The following is a 21927-nucleotide window of genomic DNA, read 5'->3' on the forward strand; positions in this document are numbered from 1 at the left end:
CTACCAGCAAGTGTATCCGCCATCGGCGACGACGACGGATCCGGTCATGTAGCTTGCAGCCGGCGAGGCCAGAAACACGATGATGGACGCAATCTCGTCTGGCTGACCGACACGGCCCATCGGCGTGAGCTCGAGCCATTTTTCGGCGGTTTCGGGATCTTCCTCCATCCCGTATTTTGTCATCGGCGTTTCGATATAGCCGGGCGCCACGGCATTGATCCTGACACCGCGCGCCGCCCATTCGCCCGCCATGCTCTTGACCATCTGGTGCACGGCGGCCTTTGAAGCGTTGTAGTAGCTCTGCTTTTGCGGCCTGTTCGAGATCAGCGCCGAGATCGAACCGGTGACGACGATCGAGCCGCCGCCCGCCGCAAGCATTTTTCTTCCAAAGGCGCGGCAGCAATGTACCACGCCATTGAAATTGACGTTCATCACGTCGGCAATGACGTCATCGGCCATTTCCTCGGCCGCCTCGCCGGAGCGGGCAATCCCGGCATTGGCGAAGAGAATGTCGACGGCGCCCAGGTCTTCGGCGAGCGCCGTTACGGCGACGCTGTCGGTGACGTCGAGAAAACGGTGCTCGACCGAATAGCCTTCCGACGCCAGTTCGTCGGCCGCCTTTTCCAGCGCCTGCTCATCGCGCGAGGTGAGCAGCACATGGGCGCCGGCCTCGGCGAGAGCCCGGGCGGAGGCCAGCCCGATGCCTTGGGAAGCGCCGGTCACGACGGCGCGTTTGCCCTTCAGGTCAAATCGACTCATGATCGTCATGACGTGCGCACCCTCTTTCCCGTGTCCGTATCGAAGAACAGCATCTGTCCATCCGGCACCTCGAAGCGGAGCGTGGCCTCGATCTCCGGCCGGAACTTCTTGTCGCAGCGAATGATCACCTGACCGCCGGCAATATTGAGAACAACATAGGTCGCCTCGCCGGTCGGCTCGACCTCATAGACCGTGCCGGTGAACCGGCCGTTCTCGGCAAGCACCACGTCCTCGGCGCGAAAACCGAGGGTGAGCGCCTTGTGCGCCCCGGGCGCCGAGACATCAGAAACCCCGTCGGCGGAAAATGCGCCGCCCTTCGCGCGGCCTGCGATGAAGTTCATCGGCGGCGAGCCGATGAAGCCTGCAACGAACAGGTTTTCCGGATCGTCATAGATATCGTCGGGCGTGCCGACCTGCTGGATCTCGCCGCCCGACAAGAGCACGACCCGGTCGGCAAGCGTCATCGCCTCGATCTGGTCGTGGGTCACATAGATCATGGTGACGCCGAGCGTGCGGTGAAGGTGCTTGATCTCCGCGCGCATGGCAACGCGCAGCTTGGCGTCCAGATTGGACAGCGGCTCATCGAGCAGGAACACTTCCGGATCGCGCACCAGCGCGCGGGCCAGCGCCACACGCTGACGCTGGCCGCCGGAAAGATCGCGGGGATAGCGCTTCAGATAGGGCTCCAGATCAACGCGGGCGGCGGCCGCCTCCACCTGGCGGCGACGCTCGGCCTTCTCCACCTTGGCCACCCGCAAGGGATAGCCGATGTTGTCGGCAACCGTCATATGCGGATAAAGCGCGTAGTTCTGGAACACCATGGCGACATTGCGCTCGCGCGGATGGGTGTTGGTGACATCGCGCCCGCCCATCAGCATGGTCCCGCGCGAGATCGTCTCAAGCCCCGCGATCATGCGCATCGTGGTCGACTTGCCGCAGCCCGACGGGCCGAGCAGCACCAGGAATTCGCCGTCGGCGATCTCGAGATCGATCGCCTTCAAAACAGTCACGGCGCCGAAACTCTTCTCAACGCCCTCAAGGGTCACTGAACTCATGTCTTATCCTTTCCTGACGATCCACTGGCCGAGGATCACCGACAGAACGGTTGAGACCCAGAGCGGCAGGAGAGGTTCGAGGAACCGCATCCACAACAGCGAGATCGCGATGAACAGCACGACCGATATGAAGATGCGGTCGAAGAGATTGGTCCTGATCGGCAGAAAGCCATCCTTGTGCTTGGCCATGGTCTATCCTTTCACCGCGCCGAAGGTGAGGCCGGCGACGATGTGGCGCTGGGCAACGGCAAGCACGATGGCCGCCGGCAGGAGCGTCAGCATGGCAACGGCTGCAAGCTGGCCCCAGTTGGTGCCGGTCACGGTCACGAATTCGGCAAGCCCTGTGGTGATGGTTCGGGCGTCAACGGAGGTTAGCGTCGATGCGAACAGATATTCGTTCCAGGCAAACACCCAGGCGAGAATGCCTGTGACCGCGAGGCCTGGCCGCGACAGCGGAAAGATGATGGTGACGAGCACCGTGAAGGTGGAAGCGCCGTCGACATAGGCCGCCTCGTCAAGTTCTTTGGGGATGCCGTCGACCATGCCCTGCAACAGCCAGAAGGCAAAGGGCAGATTGAACACGCAATAGAGCAGGACAAGGCCGATGCGCGTGTCGAACAGCGTCCAGTCGCCGACACGGAACCAGGTCGTGTACATCAGGAACAAGGGCAGCAGGAACACGGCCGGCGGCGCCATGCGGTTGGTCAGCACCCAGAAGAAGATGTTCTCCTTGCCCGCCAGCCGAAATCGCGACATCGCATAGGCCGCGAGCAGACCGAGCACGGAAACGAGTACGGCGTTGCTGGTGGCGATGATCAGCGAATTGGTCATGTATTTCTGGAAGGTCGGGTTGGAGAGCACCGCCAGATAATTCCCCCAGGTCATGCGGGAGGTATCGAGCAGGAAGCTCGGCGCGCCGAAGAGATCGACGCGTCGGCGCACCGAAACGAGGAACATCCACCAGACCGGAAAGAGCGTCATCAGGGACAGCAATATCCACAAGAGTCCGAGCGTGATCGGGGATTTGAAGAAGCCGCGATTCATTCCCTGTTCTCCTTCATGCCGGTCATGGCGACATAGAGCAGCCAGCACATGACGATGGTGAGGTAGAGCGTGACCAGCGAGATTGCCGAGCCATAGCCGTAGTCGGTCTTCGGGAAGACCACGCGCCAGATGTAGAGCCCGACGAAACGGGTCTCCGCCCCCGGCCCGCCGCCCGTGAGCATCCACACCTCCTCGACGGTCCTCAACGCATCCATCAGACGGATGAAGATCGTCGTCAAAAGCACGGGTTTCAGGAATGGCAGGGTGATGTCCCAGAAGAGCCGCCATTCGCCTGCGCCGTCGATACGGGCCTGTTCCAGCGGCTCCTCCGGCAGGTTGGAAAGCCCGGCCAGAAGCGTGAGCGTGATTAGCGGCGTCCAGTGCCAGATATCCATGATGACGACCGTGGCGAAGGCCTGATCGGGAAAACGCGACAGCACATAGGACGTGTCGAACCATTTCTGCATGTAATAGGGGATCGGCCCGAGGCCCGGCACCGTCAGCAGGCGCCAGGTGGCGCCGACCGCAATCGGGGCGATCATCAGCGGCAGCGTGTGGATCGTGCGGAAGAGCCCTTTGAGCGGCACGTTGCGCATCAGGAGCTTCGCCAGCGCGAAGCCGATCAGAAGCTCGCTGACCAGCACGAAGAAGGTGAATTTCAGCGTCAGCCAGACCGACTTCAGATAGCCGGGGTCGAAGACCAGCCGGCGGAAATTCTCTACGCCCGCAAATTGCGGTTCCGGGTTCTGCGCAAAAGTGTTCCAGTCGAAGAAGGAAACGACCAGCACGTACAGAAACGGCAGCAGCCCGGTAATGAACAGGATAAACAGGGTCGGCGCGATCAGCAGCCAGCCCGTGGTAGAGTTTCGCATGCCCTTGATCTCCGGAAAGAAAGAGGACCGGCGACGCAGAATGCGCCGCCGGCGTCAGGCCCTGGGGATCAATTGGAGAGATAACCGAGACGTTCCAGTTCGGCATCGGTCGCCGCCGCTGCCTTGTCGAGCGCCTCTTCCGCCGTCAACTGGCCGATGATCGCCTCGTAGATGAACGGAGCGACCGTCTCGCGGATCTGGGCGTGGAACGGATATTCCGGCGCGCCCTTGAACAGATAGCCCTTGTCGCGCATCAGCGAGTAATAGCCGTCCGCCTTTTCGTCCTGCGCCTTGACCTTCGGATCGTCATAGGTCGCCGTTTGAACGACGCGCGAGCCGGCCACGGCCCAGTCGGCCTGAATCGACGGCTGGCCGATATATTCGAGCCAGAGCAGGGCGGCTTCCTTGTTCCTGGAGGAATGCGGAATGCCGAAGGCGCCGCCGTCATAATAGCCGATATAGCCCTCGCCGGCCTCGGCATCCTCCATCACGCCGTCTGCGACCGGCGGCAGGGTGACGCCGACCTTGCCGACCACATTCGACTTTTCCGGATCGGTCGCGATCCAGGCGGCGTTCTCGCCATAGACCCAGCCCTGAGCGGCACGGCCTGCGGCGAATGTCGAGGCAACTTCGTCCCAGGTGGAAGCCGTTGCTTCGGGCGGAGCGTCGTCCAGAAGGCCGATCCAGAAGGCGAGCGCCTCCTTGGCGGTATCGGAATTCATCGTGCCGCCGTTTGAAACGGATGCACCGCCGGCATCGAGATCGATACCCCAGTCATAGACGCCGAAGGTCGGCGCGATCGATTCGAAGAATTCGTAGAAGGAGGCGACATGGCCGGTCGAGGCCTGCACCGTGGTGCCCCAGAGCTGTTCGCCGGGACGGGTGAAGAAATCGGCAATGTCCTTCCACTGCTCGAACGTCGTCGCCGGCTGAAGTTCGTAGCCGTATTGCTCCTTGAACGCGGCCATTTCTTCCGGATCCTCGAACAGATCCTTGCGATAGAGATAGACCTTGATGAAGGCTTCCATCGGTATGCCGAAGACATCGCCGTTTTCGCCGCGGAAATTGTCGATGAAGGTGGTGAACGCGCCCATATCGAAATCGGGCGCATTCAGTTCCGGATGCTCTTTGAGCATGGCGGTGATGTCGACCAGGAAGTCGCGCGCCAGATAGGAATAGATAATATCCTGCTCGATATAGACGAAGTCATAGATGCCTGAACCGGCTTCCATGTCCTTGATCGCCTTGTCGAACATCTGGTCCCAGGACGTGGTCTCCAGTTCGACCTTGATGCCGGTGGCGTCCTCGAACTGGGGCGCCAGAACATCGCGGACATAATTGGACGGCGGCGTGCTCTCGGTGATGCCGCGGATCGTGGCGCCCTTCAGGTCGGCAGCCGCGTCAGACCAGTAATCGGCCAGTGCCGGCTGCGCAACGATGAGCGCCAGTGCGGAAGTCGTCAGTAAACGCTTGATCATATTCATCCTCCCATGAAGGCCGTGAACGGCCAAGATCAATCCGGGCCACTCCATCTCCTCGGCCCGGACATCCATATCGATACACATGTTTTAAAAAAAAGACAAGTGTAAAATTACAAATGTCAAATTTGCATTTCAGATGAAAAACGGTCATATGACGATCAGGATGGAACTGCGTGACGGGATGTGCCTGGTGGCAAGTGAAGTAAATGCGGAAACCGAGGCGTTTCTGGTTGAGGTCTGCTGGCATTATTTCATCAATGAGATGACCCAGTCCGAGGTCGCGGCGCTGATGGGCATCACCCGGCTGCGCGTGAACCAGGCGATCAAGACCGCACGCGCCGGCGGGCTCGTGCGCGTTGAAATTCAGTCCCCGCATGTCACCCGCTTCCGCCTCCAGGAGGAGCTGGGGCAGCGTTTCGGTCTGGAGGACGCGATCGTCGCGCCAGCCAACAGGGAGAATTACGACTTCCAGCTCCCTGCGGGCGCCGCGCTCGCCAACTACCTGGCAGCAGGATTACGCGAGGCGCGCTGGCGTCTGATCGGCGTTTCCTGGGGCATGACGCTGAAGAACGCGATGACCCACCTTCCGCGCATGCAGTTTCCGCACGTCGAGATCGTCTCGATGATTGGCGGCACCTCGCAGGGCGCCTCTTTCAATGCCTTCGGCGTCGCCTCGGGTTTTGCCGACAGGCTGGGGGCCAGCTATTCGCTCTTCGCCGCGCCGGTTTATCTCTCGCCGGGTACGGACAGGGAGGAGTTCCTCTCCGACGCGGTCTTCAGCGCGCATCTGCAGAAGCTCGAAAACCTCGACCTGGCGGTGCTGGTGGCGGGCGATCTTTCCGAGAAATCCGTTTTGATGACGACGGGCGTGCCGACGAATGTTTCGGCTGCGGAGCTGACCGCAAAAGGCGCCGTCGGCGATGTCGTCGGCCACTTCATCGACCGCGACGGCAGGGAAATCGACCACTTCATCAACGACTGTGCGGTCGGCATCAGGCTCGGCGCTCTGGAAAAGGTTCCCGAACGGGTCCTTGCCGCCGCCGGCGCCCACAAGGTCGATGTCATCATCGCCGCCATTCGCCGCGGGCTCGTCACCACGCTGATCACAGACGATGTGACCGCCGAACTCCTTCTCGCCAGGACCGCACCATGAACACTGTCATCTTCGATTTCGACGGCGTGCTCGCCGACAGCGAAATCATCGCGCTTTCCGAACTTCGGACCTCGCTTGAGGAATACGGAATCATCATGGACTGGGACGCGCTGGTCGAACAGTTCCTTGGCGCGTCGGTCCGACAAATCATCGCCTTTGTCGAACAAAGGGCAGGCCGTCCCGTCGACGCCGGTTTTCAGAAAGACTGGTACAAGCGGCTTTTCGCCAGCTACCGCGCCAGGCTGAAACCGATGCCGGGCGCTGCGGAAATGCTCGACCGGCTGGACGCGGCCGGCATCGACTATTGCATCGCTTCCGGCGGTTCCTACAAGCGGCTTGGGGTCGCGCTGGAATGCATCGGTTTTTCCGAGCGCTTCGCGGACCGCGCCTTCAGCGCCGATTCGGTCGAACACGGCAAGCCGGCTCCGGACGTCTTCCTCTATGCAGCCGAAAAGCGCGGCGCCTCCTTTGCCGACTGCGTGGTTCTGGAAGATTCCATTGCCGGCGTCACCGCTGCCGGACGCGCCGGAATGCGTGCCATCGGCTTCGTCGGCGGCGGTCATCTCGAAGGCATCAGGCCGCTTCATGCCGACAGGCTGCGGGCAGTCGGCGCAAAACCTGTGCTCACTGGTCTCCGCGACTTTGAGGAAGCCGCCTTCGGCGGCGCCTGAGCCGGTTGACACGGGGACCAAAGCCCGACAGAATCAAGATTATTCCGAGGGGAGCATCCTGCGATGCTGAGATGGCAATGAGCCGGACCCTTGAACCTGATCCGGGTCATACCGGCGTAGGAACGGAAAGACGGTCAATCCCCTTGTTTTCGCTTCCGCGCCGGTCTCCGCAATGCCATGGAGGTCGTCATATGTCGTTGGAATTTCGCCGAATTTGCCCTGTCTGGGCACCCGGGGTGCAGCCATGAGAACGGTCGATTACCGTCTGAATGCGCTGGTCGATGCCGGGCTGGTGGAGACCGCCCCGCTTGCCGAACTGGCGCGACACGCCGCCGAAAACGGCGCGACCCTGATCCAGTACCGGGACAAATACGCCAAGACGCGCCTGATGATCGAACGCGCCGTCGAGATCCGCAAGGCGCTGGAGCCGACCGGCGTTCCGCTGGTGATCAATGATCGGGTGGATGTGGCTCTTGCCGCCGAAGCCGCAGGCGTCCACCTCGGCGCCGACGACATGCCGTCCGAAACCGCGCGTCGCCTGCTCGGACCGGACGCCATCATCGGGCTGACCGTCAAGAGCGCGTCCGACGGCGCGAGGGCCTCGACGGCGCCGGTCAACTACGCCTGTATCGGCGGCGTCTTCCATACGCTTTCCAAGATCAGCTCCGACCCGCCCGTCGGCGTGGAGGGTTTTCGCGCGCTGCGTCGCGGCCTCAGAAGCGCCCGGCCCGACCTGCCGGTCGGCGCGATTGCCGGGATCAAGCTCGAAAACGTGCCCGAACTGATCGCGGAAGGAGCCGACGGTATCGCGGTGATCTCGGCGATCTTTCACGCGCCCGACGTCGCCGGCGCAACCCGCGACTTCCGCAGCGCCATCGATGCGGCGATCGCGAACCGGGCGCGATGACATCGACAGCGACCGAATACGGGGCCGCCCGGCTCGCCCGATGGCTGCGGACGGCGCTTTCGGCGACGGCCGCCGCCGTGCTGGCGGCGACGCTCGGGCTCGTTCTCCTCAGCGTCATCCTGCGCTACCTCTTTCAGAGCGGGCTGATCGGTACGGAAGAACTTGGCATGTGGCTGAATGTCGCGCTGATCGCTCTCGGCGCGCCGCTTGCCATGTCCGGCCCTCTTGCCATGCGGCTTGACCTGCCCCTCGGGCCAAAGGCCGAAGCCGCCGCAAGGGTGATTGCCGATGCCATAAGCCTGATCGCCGCCTTCGTTCTGGTCTTCGGCAGCGCCCGCGTCATCGCCCTGATCGGGGGCACATCGCCCACGCTCGGCCTGCCTGAATGGGTGCCCTTTGCCATGACCGCCACAGGCGGAGCGCTGATTGCCGCCATTCTGGCTCTCGGTCGGATCGGCGAGCGCCGCATCGCCTCGCTCGTGGCCTCCGCAATCCTTGCGGCCCTGGCCACCCTCGCCTGTCTTCGTATCACCTTCGAAACAACCCTGCCGCCGAGCGCGGTGATCGCGATTTGCGCGGGTATCGGCCTTCTTGCGGCCGCGCCGCTTGCCCACGCCTTTCTGGCAGCCGCCATGGCCGCCATGCCGTTCGGCGGCAATCTGGCGGCGGAAACGATGGTGACCACCGCCGTCTCCGGCATGTCGCGCTTCCTGCTGCTCGCCATCCCGTTCTTCCTGTTGACGGGGGCGGCGCTTTCGGCCTCGGGCGCAGCGAAACATCTCGTGACCTTCGCGGCCTCGCTCGTTGGCCACAGGCGCGGCGGACTGGCGCAAACGGTACTTGCCACCGGCACGCTGTTTTCCGGCGCTTCGGGTTCTTCGGTCGCCAATGCCGTCTTTTCCGCCACAACCTTCCACCCCGAACTGGTGCGCCATGGCTACCGGGAAGCCCGCGCCGGCGCGATCATCGCCGCCTCTTCGGTGCTCGACAATGTTATCCCGCCCTCGATCGCCTTCCTGATCCTGGCGACAGCGACCGATCTTTCGGTCGGCAAGTTGCTTGTCGGCGGGCTTCTTGCTGGCCTATTGATGGCTGCGAGCCTTGCCATAGCCATCCATATGACAAGCCGCGAGCAGGGCGGTGGCCCGCGGGCGACGGGCAGTCAGCGGCGAGGCGCCTTCCTTGCCGCCCTTCCGGCCTTCGGATTGGGCATTATCGTGGTGTTCGGCATCCGCATCGGCATCGTCACCACGACGGAGGCGGCCGCTCTCGCCGCCGCCTATACGCTGGCCCTTGCCGTCTTCGCAAGGAACCGCAACACCTCGCTTTTTTCCGTATTCCGGCAGACGGCGGCCGAAGCCGCCGCCATCGGCCTTCTCATCGGCTCGGCAGGTCCCTTTGCCTTCCAGCTTGCCGTCGACGGCGTTGCCGGCATGCTGACGGCAGCCGCCGGCGCTTTCGGCAGCTCTCCCGCCGCCATCCTTGCCTTCGCGGTCCTCGTCCTGCTGCTGGCGGGTCTGCTGCTCGATATCGGCGCCGCCATCCTGCTGTTCGGGCCGCTGTTGCTGCCGCTTGCCACCACGGCCGGGATCGACCCGATCGCCTTTGGCGTCATCATCGTCACCACGCTGATGATCGGCGGGCTGACGCCGCCGGTCGGCATGCTGGTCCTGGTGGTGGGCGGCGTCGCGGATATTCCGGCCGGCGCACTCTTTCGCGCCGTGCTGCCGTATCTTGCCGCGCTTCTTGCCGCCGTCGCCCTTATCTGCGCCTACACCCTGTTGATCTGAGAGGAGACCTCATGAAGACCCTCAATCGCCGTACGCTTCTGAAAGCCGGAACGCTCGCCGCGCTGGCGGCCCCCTATCTCGCCCACCCGGCCCATGCCCAGACCACCGTGACGGTCGCCTCGCTTCTGGGCGAGGACAAGCCTGAAACGAAAATCTGGCGCTTCTTCGCCGAAAGGGCCGAGGAGCGGATGCCCGGCCGTTTCCGCTTCAACATTGTCACCAATGGCGCGCTCGGGGGCGAAAAACAGGTGGCCGGCAGCGTTCGCCTCGGTTCGGTACAGGCGAGCCTTTCGACCGTCTCGGCACTCTCGTCCTGGGTGCCGCAATTGCAACTCCTCGATCTGCCCTTCCTGTTCCGCGGTCCGGAGCATCTGCGGCGCGTCGTCACCGGCCCTGTCGGTGACGGTCTCAGGGAGCAGCTTGCAAGCGAGCGCTTCATCGTCGGCGGCTTCATCGATTACGGCGCGCGCCACCTTCTGACGAAGACGCCGGTCACCCGACCGGAAGAACTCGAAGGCGTCACGCTCCGGGTCATCAACAGCCCGCTTCATACCGGGCTCTGGAGCGCGTTTGGAGCCGTTCCCGTCGGCATTCCGATTACCGAGACCTATAACGCGCTCTCAACCGGCGTCGCCGATGCCATGGACCTGACCAAATCCGCCTATGCCGGCTTCAAGCTCTATGAGGTCGTACCCTGCCTGACGGAGACCGGCCATATCCGCGCTTCGGGCGTGATTTACTTCTCACAAGGCTTCTGGAACGGTCTCGATGCCGAAACGCAAGGCCTGCTGATGGAAATCTCCGCGGAAGCGGCGCTCTATTTCAACGCGCTGATCGTGGAGGACGAAACGGCGGCAATGGAAACAGCGCGCGAAAACGGCGGCGAAGTGTTCCAGCCGGAAGACATGGACGCATGGCGGGCGGGCGCCAAAGGCGTGTGGACGGAGTTTGCCCCGGTCGTCGGCGGTATGGAGCGGATCGAAATGGTGGAAAACACCTGAGTTCGGGGATGCGTACCGAACAAGTGCTGAAATTCGCCACTTAAGGCTTGCGGGCGTTGCGGAATTGGTAAAAATTTACCCGACTCTCGATTGCAAGGCGTGAAGACATGGTGACATTGCGGGAAATTGCCAAGGCGGTCGGCGTTTCGGCCGGCACGGTTTCGCGCGTCCTGAACTATGACCCGACATTGTCCGTCTCCGAGGTCAAGCGCAAGGCGATCATCGAGACGGCCGAGGCGCTGAACTACGCCACGCCGCGCAACCGCCTGCGGGCGAAGAATGGCCCGCTGCGCGCGCCGCGACGCAAGCAGGCGCCGCCGCGCATCGCAACGGTTCATTTTCTCGAACGCGACGAGGAGCTGATCGATCCCTATTACATTGGCGTCCGGCTCGGCATCGAACGCCGCTGCCAGAACTATGGCACCGAGATCGTCAAGGTTTTCCACGGCGACCTTGAGGCCGAGGCGGCATTTTTGCACACCATGACCGGGGTGATCGCGATCGGCAAACACCGGCCGCATGAGATAGCCCTTCTCGAGGAGAGCAGCAGGCACCTCGTCTTTGCCGATTTCGTGCCGGAAGAAGAGCGCTTCGACTGTGCGTCGAGCGACCTCGCCCTCGCCACGCGCACCATACTTGACGGGCTCCACGCCGCCGGATACCGCCGGATTGCATTCATCGGCGCCGAAGACCGGATCAGTCGCAAAGGCAGCCCATACAGCGAGGCGCGCTGCAACGCCTATGTCGAATGGCAGAAGGAGCACGGCTGTTTCGATCCGGCGCTGATCGCGCTCAATGACGACTGCAACAACGGCCAGAACCTGCGCCTTGAGGTCGGCTATGAAAACGCCCGGGGCCTGCTTGAGCATGCGGACCGGCCGGATGTGATCCTGACCGCCAATGACAATATCGCCATCGGCACGTCCCGTGCGCTGCAGGAGGCGGGGCTTTCCGTGCCCGGCGACATCGCCATTGCTTCCTTCAACGACATCCCGGTCGCCCAGTTCCTGACGCCGCCGCTTTCGACCATGAAAATTCCCGGCGAGGCCATCGGCGAATGCGCCGTCGACCTGCTTGTCGAACGCATCAACGGGCGCGAATACACCAAACGGGTAACCATTCCGGCGGAGATGATCTGGCGCGAAAGCTGTCGCCAGCCGCCCGATGCGTAAAAATTTTACTTCTTATTTTACTAAATTTTTTATTGCGCAGTTTCCGTTTTTGACGTTAGCTTTTTGTCAGGCGGCAGGGAGAGTGCCGCCAGCGATCGTCCAAATGGGAGGAAACCAATGGATACCGTGCTGAAGCGGATTACGGGTGCGGCCGTCGCCGGCGCCTCGATCATGAGTGCGTCGGCCGCCTTTGCCGGCGAAATAACGATCTGGTGCTGGGACCCGAATTTCAACGTCGCCATCATGAAGGAAGCGGGTGAGATCTATTCGAAGACCCATCCCGACACGACCTTCAACGTCGTTGACTTCGCCAAGCTCGACGTCGAGCAGAAGCTGCAGACCGGGCTTGCCTCCGGCACCACCAACGCGCTGCCGGATATCGTGCTGATCGAGGATTACGGCGCGCAGAAATACCTCCAGTCCTTCCCCGGCTCCTTCGCGCCGATGGATGATGTCGTCGACTATTCCGGCTTTGCCCCCTACAAGGTCGAGCTGATGACGCTTGACGGCAAGGTCTATGGCATGCCGTTCGATTCAGGCGTCACCGGGCTTTACTACCGCAGCGACTATCTCGAGGAAGCGGGCTTTACCGCCGCCGACATGGAAGGCATCACCTGGGACCGTTTCATCGAGATCGGCAAGCAGGTGGAGGAAAAGACCGGTCACAAGATGACCTCGATCGACCTCAATGACGGCGGCATGACCCGCATCATGATGCAGTCGGCCGGCGAATGGTATTTCGATGAGAACGGCGACCTCGACGTCGTCGACAATCAGGCGCTGAAGGCCGCGCTCGAGACCCAGGCCAAGATGGCCAAGGCCGACATTCTCTACCCCGCGACCGGCTGGTCCAATTACGTCAACGCCTTTACCTCCGGCAACACCGCCTCGGTCATCACCGGCGTGTGGATTACCGGCACGATCAAGGCCCAGGAAGCGCAGTCCGGCAAATGGCGCGTGGCGCCGATCCCCTCGCTCGATGGTGTGGAAGGCGCTTCGCACGCCTCCAATCTCGGCGGATCGAGCTGGTATGTGCTCTCCTCCTCCGACGTGAAGGACGAGGCGATCGACTTCCTCAACGAGATCTATGCCAAGGATGTCGACTTCTACCAGAAGATCCTGACCGAACGCGGCGCCGTCGGTTCGCTTCTGGCCGCCCGCGAAGGCCCTGCCTATCAGGAAGCAGACCCGTTCTTCGGCGGCGAGGAAGTCTGGCAGAAGTTCTCCGACTGGCTGAACGAAATCCCGCCGGTCGACTACGGCATCTTCACCAACGAACTCGACACGGCGGTGACTGCGAACCTGCGTTCGCTCGTCGACGGCAAGCCGATCGACGAGGTGCTGAAGGCCATCGAACAGCAGGCGAAGTACCAGATCCAGTAAAAGGCTCAATGCCAGGGACGGACGATGTCTCGTCCGCCCCAGACTGTTCACGAGCCTGCTGACAAGCCTGTTGCAGACAAGCGCAACTCGCCAGCCATTCTCCGTCACCCCGGACCTGATCCGGGGTCCAGGGCTATAAATCGCCTTTTGCGCCAGGGTCATCAACCTGATGGTCCTCGGGTTTTGGCCCTGGATGCCGGCTCAAGGCCGGCATGACGGAAATGAGAGGTGAGGACCTTTGCCAACAGGCTGAGGCGGATGATTTGGCATTTCTCAAAAAAGGTCGCATGCGGCGCGAGGTCGAAAAATGGTGACTGCCAGACCCGGCAATCTGAGACGGTTTTATGATGTGAACGGCTGGGCCTTCGTCGTCCCGGCCCTTCTCCTGATCGGCACGTTCATGTTCTACCCGATCATCCGCTCGCTGGTGCTCTCGTTCTATTCCGGACGGGGCATGATGATGAAGTTCGTCGGCTTCGGGAACATCGAGCGGCTCTTCAATGATCCGGTCTTCCTGCAGGCGCTGACCAATACGCTGACCTTCCTCGTCATCCAGGTGCCGGTGATGATCATGCTGGCGCTGATCCTCGCCAGCGCGCTCAACAGCCCGAAACTGAAGTTCCGCGGGCTTTTCCGCACCGCGATCTTCCTGCCCTGCGTTTCCTCGCTTGTGGCCTATTCGATCCTGTTCAAGAGCATGTTTGCCACCGACGGGATCATCAATTCGACGCTACAGTCCCTCGGGCTGATCGACATTCCGATCCCGTGGTTCACCGATCCCTTCTGGGCCAAGCTGCTGATCATCCTTGCGATCACCTGGCGCTGGACCGGCTACAACATGATCTTCTACCTGGCCGCGCTGCAGAATATCGACAAGTCGATCTACGAGGCCGCCCGCGTCGACGGCGTGCCGAAATGGCGGCAGTTCCTGCACCTGACGATCCCGATGCTCAAGCCGGTGATCCTGTTTACCACCATCACCTCGACCATCGGCACGCTGCAGCTCTTCGACGAGGTATACAACCTGACCGAGGGCACCGGCGGGCCGGCCAATGCGACGCTGACGCTGTCGCTCTACATCTACAACCTGACCTTCCGCTTCACGCCCAATTTCGGCTATGCGGCAACGGTCTCCTACGTCATCGTCGTCATCGTCGCCATCCTGTCCTTCCTGCAATTCTACGCCGCAAGGGAGCGCAAATGATGCCGCGCTACACCACACGATACCTGTCTGCCGCCCTGCTCTACGGCGCGCTCGGCCTTGCGGCCTTCATCTCGGTCTTTCCCTTCATCTGGATGGTGATTTCCGCAACCAACACGACCGCCGACATCGTTACCGGCAAGGCCACCTTCGGCGCGGCGTTCCTCGCCAATCTGGGCACCTTCTTCACCCAGGTCGATGTGCCGCTGATCATGTGGAACTCGGTGAAGATCGCGGTCGCCGGCACGGTCCTGACGCTGCTGGTCTCGTCGCTCGCCGGCTACGGTTTCGAGATCTTCCGCTCGCGCTTTCGCGACCGGGTCTACACCCTCGTGCTCCTGACATTGATGGTCCCCTTTGCCGCGATCATGATCCCGCTGTTCATGCTGATGGCGAAAGCCGGGCTGATCGACACCCATATCGCCGTGATCCTGCCGACCATCGCATGGGCCTTCGTGATCTTCTATTTCCGGCAGGCCTCGAAGGCCTTCCCGTCGGAACTGCGCGATGCCGCCAAGGTCGACGGGCTGAAGGAGTGGCAGATCTTCTTCTACATCTATTTTCCGGTGATGCGTTCGACCTATGCGGCAGCCTTCGTCATCGTCTTCATGCTCAACTGGAACAATTATCTGTGGCCGCTGATCGTGCTGCAGTCGAACGAGACCAAGACGATCACGCTCGTCGTCTCGTCGCTGGCATCGGCCTATTATCCCGATTACGGCACGGTGATGATCGGCACGATCCTTGCCACGCTTCCCACCCTCTTCATCTTCTTCGCCATGCAGCGCCAGTTCGTCCAGGGCATGCTTGGCTCGGTCAAATAGGTCATGACGATGCGCACATTCGAGAAATTCAACACTGGCTGGGTCTTTGCCGAAGGCTTTGACGAAAGCTGGACCGGCGCCCTACAGGAGGGCGCGGCCGTCACGCTGCCGCACACCGCCGTGGAACTGCCGTTCAACTATTTCGACGAGAACAGCTACCAGAAACCGTTCACCTATCAGAAGATCATCGCCAATGACCCCGCCTTCGAGGGTAAGGCCGTCTCGCTCGTCTTCGATGCGGCAATGGCCGACAGCGTGGTCTTTCTGAACGGCGAGAAACTATGCGCGCATAGGGATGGCTACACGCCCTTTACGGTCGACCTCACCGGACGCCTGAAGGACGGCGACAACCTGCTGACGGTGAAGATTGATGGTTCGGAAAATCCGGAGATCCCGCCCTTCGGCTTCATGATCGACTACCTGACCTTTGCCGGCATCTACCGCGATGTCTGGCTGAAAGTGACGACGCCGACGGCGATCGGCAACGTCAAGGTCGAGACGCCCGATCCGCTCGCCCCGCAGAAATGCGTTCAGGCGGATGTCTTCCTGACCGGACCGGTTCCGGAAGCCGCGACGCTGAAGGCCACGCTCTATGACGCCGACGGCCACAGCCTCGCCACGACCGAAATCGCGGTCAGCGGCGACAAGGCCTCGTTCGAGATCGACGGGCTGGAAGATATCCGGCTTTGGGACATTCATGACCCGGCGCTCTACACGCTCTCCGTCACCCTTGAGACGAAAGCGGGCAGCGACACGGTTACCACCCGTTTCGGCTTCCGCACCGTCGCCTTCGCCACCGATGGCTTCCATCTCAACGGCCGGCCGCTGAAGCTCAGGGGCCTCAACCGCCACCAGAGTTACCCGCATCTCGGCTATGCCATGGGCAAACGCGGGCAGGAGAAAGACGCCGACATCCTGAAATACGAGCTTGCCTGCAATGTCGTGCGTACCTCGCATTATCCGCAGTCGAAATATTTCCTCGATCGCTGCGACGAGATCGGCCTCCTGGTGTTCGAGGAGATCCCCGGCTGGCAGCATATCGGCGGCGAGGGCTGGAAGCGGGAATCGATCGCCAATGTCGAGCGCATGATCCGGCGCGACTGGAACCATCCGTCGATCATCATCTGGGGCGTGCGCATCAACGAATCGGCCGACGACCACGATTTCTACGCCGAGACCAACCGTCTTGCGCATGAACTGGACAGCACGAGACCGACCGGCGGCGTGCGTTGCATCGAGGACAGCGAGATGCTGGAAGACGTCTACACGATGAACGACTTCGTTCTCGGCTCGGAGGAGATGCCGGGCAGCAACCATCTGCGCATGCACCGCCGCGAGCAGAAAAAGGTCACCGGTCTTTCCCGCGATGTGCCCTACATGATCACCGAATATTGCGGCCACATGTATCCGACCAAGCGCTTCGACCAGGAGCAGCGGCAAGCCGAACATGTGACCCGCCACTTGCAGATGCTGAACGCGATTGCCGGCGACCCGACAATTGCCGGCGGCACGGGATGGTGCATGTTCGACTACAACACCCATCAGGATTTCGGCTCGGGCGACCGGATCTGCTATCACGGCGTGCTCGACATGTATCGCGAGCCGAAATTCGCGGCCTATGCCTATGCATCGCAGGGCGAACCGCAAGACAATGTGGTGCTGCAGCCCGTCACCTTCTGGGCCCGCGGAGAGCGCAATATCGGCGGCGTTCTGCCGCTGATCATCCTGACGAACTGCGATTACGTCGAATTCAGTTTCGGCGACATGGAGCCGCGCCGGATCGACCCCGACCGCGCCACCTATCCGCATCTGCCCCATCCCCCCGTTGTCATCGATCTGCGCTCGGTCACGCCGGAGGAGTTCGGCGAGTGGGGCCGCGTCTGGAAGGACGGCAAGATCACCGGCTATGTCGACGGCAAGGCCGAGAAGACTATGAACCTCACCGCCGATCCGGTGCCAACGACGCTGGAGATCGCGCCGGACGACACGGCACTGAAGGCCGGAGAGAAGGACTGCGTGCGGGTGATCCTGCGCGCGCTCGACCAGACCGGCAATATCCTGCCCTTCTTCGATGACCCGGCTTCCCTGTCACTTGAAGGTCCGGGCCGGATCGTCGGGCCGGATCTCGTTAGTTTCAAGGGCGGCACTGCCGGACTCTATATCGAAGCCGGCGATCAACCCGGCACGCTGACGCTTGCCGTCCGCTGCCGGCCCTTTGCCAACCAGACCGCCACCTTCACGCTTTCCTGAGGTTTTCCATGGCTGACGTATCGCTGAATGCCATCCGCAAGTCGTTCGGATCGATCGAGGTGATCAAGGGCGTCGATCTCGACATCAAGTCCGGCGAGTTCGTCGTCTTCGTCGGCCCGTCCGGCTGCGGGAAATCGACGCTTCTGCGCATGATCGCCGGACTTGAGGACATCACCTCCGGCTCGCTTTCCATCGGCGGCAGGGACATGACCGACGAGGATCCGGCCAAGCGCGGGATTGCCATGGTGTTCCAGACCTATGCGCTCTACCCGCACATGACCGTACGGGAGAACATGGGCTTTGCCCTGCGTTTTGCCGGCATGGACAAAAAGGAGATCGAGGCCCGCGTCATGGATGCGGCGAAGATGCTGGAACTCGAGACCTATCTCGAGCGCAAACCGAAGGCGCTTTCCGGCGGCCAGCGCCAGCGCGTCGCCATCGGCCGCGCCATCGTCCGCCATCCGGATGTCTTCCTGTTCGACGAGCCGCTGTCGAACCTTGACGCGGAACTGCGCGTGCATATGCGCGGCGAGCTTTCCGCCCTGCATAACCGGCTGAAGACGACGATGATCTATGTGACCCACGACCAGGTGGAGGCGATGACGCTTGCCAACCGCATCGTGGTGCTGCGCCAGGGCATTGTCGAACAGATCGGCACGCCGCTGGAACTGTTCAACACGCCGGCAAACCTCTTCGTCGCGGGCTTCATCGGCTCTCCGGCGATGAACTTCCTGCCGGCGACCGTGGAGGAGGCCGAGGCCGGCGGCATCGCCCTCAACCTGCTGGGCGAGGAGACGATCGACGTGCCGCTTGCAGGAGACCTGCCGCAGGAAGGGTCGAAGGTGACGGTCGGCGTGCGCCCGCAGAATATCCGGCTTGCGGAGACCGGCGAGAAAAGCTTCGCCGTCGACATCACCCTTGTCGAGGCGCTCGGCACCGAGACCGTCGTCTATGCCACCGCGAAGAGCGGCGAGCGGGTGATGGCCGTGCTTTCCGGTCAGCATCTGCTGAAGACCGGAACCGCGATCGAGCTCGCCTTCGCTATCGACGATGTTCACCTCTTCGATGAAGCCGGGCAGCGCATGGCCTGCTGACGGCTTTCTCAGTAAAGTGAGGTCTTGTAGCGATCTTCGAGATCGGCATCGATCCGCTTCATCTCGTCCTCATCGTCCGGGGCGCCGGTTGTCTGGTCGAGGATGATCTTTGACAGAGACGGAAAGCCCGCACGGTCCTGGAAATGCGCCGGGTCCCATAGATGTGACCGCCGGAAGGCCTTGGCGCAATGCATGAACACCTCGTCAATGCTGACGACGATGGCAAGCTTCGGCGCGCGGCCTTTCACGCTCATGCTTTCCAGCAGTTCCGGATCACGCACGAGCTGTGCGGTGCCGTTGATACGCAACGTGTCGTCAAAGCCCGGAATGATGAACAGCAGGCCGACGCTCGGATTGGCGATGATGTTGGAGAGGCTGTCGAGACGATTATTGCCGGGTCGGTCGGGAATGGCGAGCGTGTTTGCATCGAGCACCTTGACGAAGCCCGCCGGATCGCCGCGCGGACTGACATCGGCGCGGCCATCGCTGCCCTGGGTTCCCAGGCAGAGAAAGGGTGCGCGTTCGATGAAGGCGGTCGCATGGTCATCAAGCGCGGAAAGGCATTTCTTCGCGGCCAAGCCTCCAACCGGCGCGTAAAGCGCCCTGAGCACTTCGTCGTCATCAATCAGGTATTTCGGGTCAATCTGATAGGTGGCCATTCTGATCTCCTCCCGATGGGCATGTGTGGTCTACGGCCAGCGCTGAAGGTCTGGACGGCAAAGGGCACGCCTGACCGGTATACAGGTTCGGCGGGATTTCGAAAGGGCGCGACCTTGCACATGTGTAAGCCCGGCAATACTCTGCCGCCAATCAAACATTTTCAGCGAGGTCAACCATGTGCACGTCTCTCCTCTACACCGACCTGTCCGGCTCCGTCTTTGCCGGCAGAACGCTGGAACTGCCGGTGGAGCTGCCTTATTTTGCAGCCTTCCTGCCCAAGGGCACACCGCTTGCTTCCAGGGCCGGAGAGCACGCACCGCTGACCTATGAGAGCCGCTACGACGTTTTCGGCATCGTCGTTCCGAACGGCAATGCGCAAGACCTCAAGGTCGTCGAGGGACTGAACGAGGCGGGGCTCAATTTCTCGCTGCTCGCCTTCGCCGATACGCACGGCCCGGACGATACGGAAGCAAAGGACACGCCGGTGCTGTCGGCGATCGATCTCGGCGCATGGATGCTGGCGCAGTTTTCGACCGTGGCGGAGGTGAAGGAGGCGCTGGAGAAACAGACCGTGCTTGTCGACCCGCTGGAGGCCCTCGGCGGCACCATTCCGCCCTTTCACTATACGGTCCATGACAAGAGCGGCGCATCGATCGTCATCGAGTTTTTCGACGGAAAACGCCACATCTTCGACAACCCGCTCGGCGTAATGACCAACAGCCCGCGCTTCGACTGGCACCTGACCAATCTCAACAACTACACCCATCTCAACAATGTCGACCAGTCCAGCGCGACATTCCTGGGCAAGGACTTCATCCAGCCCGATTCCGGCATCGCCACGGTGACGCTGCCCGGCTCCGACACCGCCGTCGACCGTTTCGTGCGCGCCGTCTACTACGCCCAGTTCTCCGAAAAGGTGGACGGTTCCGAGGCGGCGCTGCGCCAGCTTGGCCATGTGATGAACAAGTTCGACCGGCCGAAGGGCGCGTCCGTCTATTCCAGCGCCAAGGCGAGCGCGCTGACGGAATCGGCAACGAAACTGACCGGCGGCGCGGCGGCCGAGAAGCCGGACTTCATCACCGAATATACGTCATGGATCACGCTGATCGACCTTGCGGGCGGCAAGCTGATGCTGCGCACCTATGGAAGCCTCGGCTATGTTTCCTTCGATCTCGCCGCATTGAAGCAAGGCGCCAAGGGCCCGAAGCTCGTGCCGCTCGAGGCTTTCAACCAGGGCAGCGTCGATGCGGACACGGTGATGCTTTCACACTGAAGGCCGGTCGGCGTTCCGGGTTCGCGTCGAAGCGCGGGCCCGCCTCCGCTTAAAAATCCGAAAGCCGCGTCTTCACGGCGGAAAGCGCGCTGACCATTTCGGCGAAGTTGCGGCGGAGCCGACGGTCCATTTCGCTGGCAATATCCGGATATTCCTCGATCAGGCGCAGGAACTGGTCGCGACGGATGAGGAGGATGTCAGCGGGTTCGGCGGCAATGGCGCGGACGCGATGCGGCACCGGGCTGATCAGGGCGGCTTCCGCAAGCAGGCTGCCGGCGCCGGCAATGCCGGCCGAACGGCCGCCGGCCTCAAGCTGAAGCGTGCCGTCTGCGACGAGATAGGCGCCGAGGCTTTCGGCGTCTTCCTCGAAGAGCACCTGCCCCGTCTCGCGGGCAAATCGGGTGACGGTAAAGGCGATCAGCCGGAGCTGGTCGACGGAAAAACCCGAAAAAAGCTCGGTCCGGCGGATCGTCTCGATATCGCGCGACAGTGCCATAACTTGATCTCCCCGGGCCGCTCTCCCCTGCGGCCCACCCAATGCGCCGGTCAGGGCACCAGCTTGTAGCCGCCGTTTTCTGTCACGAGGATCCGCGCATTTGACGGGTCTTCCTCGATCTTCTGGCGCAGTCTGTAGACATGGGTTTCCAGCGTGTGGGTGGTGACGCCGGAATTGTAACCCCAGACCTCTTCCAGAAGCATGTCGCGGGTTACCACTTTCTGGCCGGCGCGGTAAAGATAGCGGATGATTGCCGCTTCCTTTTCCGTCAGCCTGATCTTCTTGTTGCCGGCCCCGGTGAAGAGCTTCTGTCCCGGCTTGAACACGTAGGGCCCGACATTGAAGGTCGCGTCCTCGCTCTGTTCGTGCTGGCGCAATTGCGCGCGGATGCGGGCAAGGAGCACGGCGAAGCGGAACGGCTTGGTGACGTAATCATTGGCGCCCGCCTCAAGCCCCAGGATGGTGTCGCTGTCGGTGTCGTGGCCGGTCAGCATGATGATCGGCGCCTTGAACCCGTTCTTGCGCGCCATTTTCACGGCTTCGCGCCCGTCCATGTCCGGAAGGCCGACATCCATGATCAGGAGGTCGACCTGTTCTTCCTTCAGCATCTTCAGCGAACGGGCGGCGCAATCGGCCGAAAGGATGGCGAATTCGTCGTAGAGCTCAAGCTGCTCGACCAGCGTTTCGCGCAAATCCTGGTCGTCATCGACCAGAAGGATCGTCCTCTCCGTCATGCACTCGGCCCTCTCGTGTCATTATGCGCCATTCGCTCTCCCGCATGGCGTGGTCCGTCAATATCGATATTGCGGCAGGCTATCGCCGGGCGTAGTCCTATGAAACT

21 protein-coding genes and 1 riboswitch are annotated in these 21927 nt (G+C 62.0%); of the genes, 12 read left to right on the forward strand and 9 right to left on the reverse strand.

Annotation, left to right across the window (positions count from 1 at the left end):
- From GGR30_RS04360 to GGR30_RS04385, 6 genes are all read right to left on the reverse strand, one after another.
- Positions 1 to 768 (reverse strand): SDR family NAD(P)-dependent oxidoreductase, encoded by a 768-nt coding sequence (locus tag GGR30_RS04360; protein WP_246413565.1) that lies wholly within the window; start codon positions 766 to 768, stop codon positions 1 to 3.
- Entirely contained in the window at positions 765 to 1814 is a 1050-nt protein-coding gene (locus GGR30_RS04365) for an ABC transporter ATP-binding protein (protein WP_183482947.1), read from the reverse strand. Before GGR30_RS04365 ends, GGR30_RS04360 begins: the two co-directional genes overlap by 4 nt.
- A gap of 3 nt (positions 1815 to 1817) precedes the next feature.
- Complete coding sequence (locus GGR30_RS04370; protein ID WP_183482949.1) at positions 1818 to 2003, reverse strand: DUF2160 family membrane protein; 186 nt, start codon at positions 2001 to 2003, stop codon at positions 1818 to 1820.
- A 3-nt stretch (positions 2004 to 2006) separates the two neighbouring features.
- The gene (locus GGR30_RS04375; protein ID WP_183482951.1) at positions 2007 to 2858 is read right to left on the reverse strand and encodes a carbohydrate ABC transporter permease; all 852 of its coding nucleotides are present in this window, start codon (positions 2856 to 2858) and stop codon (positions 2007 to 2009) included.
- On the reverse strand, positions 2855 to 3730 hold the full coding sequence (locus GGR30_RS04380; protein WP_183482953.1) for a carbohydrate ABC transporter permease: 876 nt from the start codon (positions 3728 to 3730) through the stop codon (positions 2855 to 2857). Before GGR30_RS04380 ends, GGR30_RS04375 begins: the two co-directional genes overlap by 4 nt.
- 68 nt (positions 3731 to 3798) lie before the next feature.
- Entirely contained in the window at positions 3799 to 5208 is a 1410-nt protein-coding gene (locus GGR30_RS04385; protein WP_183482955.1) for an extracellular solute-binding protein, read from the reverse strand.
- A 193-nt stretch (positions 5209 to 5401) separates the two neighbouring features.
- Here GGR30_RS04385 and GGR30_RS04390 point away from each other — a divergent pair, with 193 nt between their 5' ends.
- The 11 genes from GGR30_RS04390 (at position 5402) to GGR30_RS04440 (ending at position 18657) form a co-directional block, all read left to right on the forward strand.
- The gene (locus GGR30_RS04390; RefSeq protein ID WP_343066468.1) at positions 5402 to 6364 is read left to right on the forward strand and encodes a sugar-binding transcriptional regulator; all 963 of its coding nucleotides are present in this window, start codon (positions 5402 to 5404) and stop codon (positions 6362 to 6364) included.
- Positions 6361 to 7035 (forward strand): HAD family hydrolase, encoded by a 675-nt coding sequence (locus GGR30_RS04395; protein ID WP_183482956.1) that lies wholly within the window; start codon positions 6361 to 6363, stop codon positions 7033 to 7035. Before GGR30_RS04390 ends, GGR30_RS04395 begins: the two co-directional genes overlap by 4 nt.
- A gap of 37 nt (positions 7036 to 7072) precedes the next feature.
- Positions 7073 to 7175: riboswitch (TPP riboswitch) on the forward strand.
- Positions 7176 to 7279: 104 nt separating this feature from the next.
- Positions 7280 to 7942, forward strand: coding sequence for a thiamine phosphate synthase (gene thiE / locus GGR30_RS04400; protein WP_183482958.1), 663 nt, complete (start codon positions 7280 to 7282; stop codon positions 7940 to 7942).
- Entirely contained in the window at positions 7939 to 9732 is a 1794-nt protein-coding gene (locus tag GGR30_RS04405; RefSeq protein ID WP_183482960.1) for a TRAP transporter large permease subunit, read from the forward strand. The genes thiE and GGR30_RS04405 overlap by 4 nt, the downstream gene beginning before the upstream one ends.
- 11 nt (positions 9733 to 9743) lie before the next feature.
- On the forward strand, positions 9744 to 10733 hold the full coding sequence (locus GGR30_RS04410) for a TRAP transporter substrate-binding protein (protein WP_183482962.1): 990 nt from the start codon (positions 9744 to 9746) through the stop codon (positions 10731 to 10733).
- Between the two features lie 107 nt (positions 10734 to 10840).
- Positions 10841 to 11905, forward strand: coding sequence for a LacI family DNA-binding transcriptional regulator (locus GGR30_RS04415; protein WP_183482964.1), 1065 nt, complete (start codon positions 10841 to 10843; stop codon positions 11903 to 11905).
- A 117-nt stretch (positions 11906 to 12022) separates the two neighbouring features.
- On the forward strand, positions 12023 to 13288 hold the full coding sequence (locus GGR30_RS04420; protein WP_183482966.1) for an ABC transporter substrate-binding protein: 1266 nt from the start codon (positions 12023 to 12025) through the stop codon (positions 13286 to 13288).
- A gap of 307 nt (positions 13289 to 13595) precedes the next feature.
- Positions 13596 to 14492: a carbohydrate ABC transporter permease gene (locus GGR30_RS04425; protein ID WP_183482968.1), complete on the forward strand. Its 897-nt coding sequence runs from the start codon at positions 13596 to 13598 to the stop codon at positions 14490 to 14492.
- Positions 14492 to 15313, forward strand: coding sequence for a carbohydrate ABC transporter permease (locus GGR30_RS04430; protein ID WP_210287947.1), 822 nt, complete (start codon positions 14492 to 14494; stop codon positions 15311 to 15313). The genes GGR30_RS04425 and GGR30_RS04430 overlap by 1 nt, the downstream gene beginning before the upstream one ends.
- A gap of 9 nt (positions 15314 to 15322) precedes the next feature.
- Complete coding sequence (locus GGR30_RS04435; protein WP_183483433.1) at positions 15323 to 17563, forward strand: glycoside hydrolase family 2 protein; 2241 nt, start codon at positions 15323 to 15325, stop codon at positions 17561 to 17563.
- Positions 17564 to 17571: 8 nt separating this feature from the next.
- Positions 17572 to 18657: an ABC transporter ATP-binding protein gene (locus tag GGR30_RS04440; RefSeq protein ID WP_183482972.1), complete on the forward strand. Its 1086-nt coding sequence runs from the start codon at positions 17572 to 17574 to the stop codon at positions 18655 to 18657.
- A gap of 8 nt (positions 18658 to 18665) precedes the next feature.
- On the opposite strand, the gene GGR30_RS04445 is transcribed toward GGR30_RS04440, so the two are convergent.
- Complete coding sequence (locus tag GGR30_RS04445; RefSeq protein ID WP_183482974.1) at positions 18666 to 19316, reverse strand: pyridoxamine 5'-phosphate oxidase family protein; 651 nt, start codon at positions 19314 to 19316, stop codon at positions 18666 to 18668.
- 176 nt (positions 19317 to 19492) lie between these two features.
- On the opposite strand from GGR30_RS04445, the gene GGR30_RS04450 reads away from it, so the two are divergent.
- Complete coding sequence (locus GGR30_RS04450; protein ID WP_183482976.1) at positions 19493 to 20590, forward strand: linear amide C-N hydrolase; 1098 nt, start codon at positions 19493 to 19495, stop codon at positions 20588 to 20590.
- Between the two features lie 49 nt (positions 20591 to 20639).
- Here the strand turns inward: GGR30_RS04450 and GGR30_RS04455 are convergent, their stop codons facing one another.
- Both GGR30_RS04455 and GGR30_RS04460 read right to left on the reverse strand, forming a co-directional pair.
- A complete protein-coding gene (locus tag GGR30_RS04455) occupies positions 20640 to 21086 on the reverse strand; it encodes a Crp/Fnr family transcriptional regulator (RefSeq protein ID WP_183482978.1) in 447 nt (148 codons plus the stop codon).
- Positions 21087 to 21136: 50 nt separating this feature from the next.
- Positions 21137 to 21820, reverse strand: a complete 684-nt coding sequence (locus GGR30_RS04460; protein WP_138747692.1) for a response regulator transcription factor — start codon at positions 21818 to 21820, stop codon at positions 21137 to 21139.
- Positions 21821 to 21927 lie beyond the last annotated feature (107 nt).

Origin of the sequence: Martelella radicis (assembly GCF_014196625.1) — a bacterium.
Taxonomy (GTDB): domain Bacteria; phylum Pseudomonadota; class Alphaproteobacteria; order Rhizobiales; family Rhizobiaceae; genus Martelella; species Martelella radicis.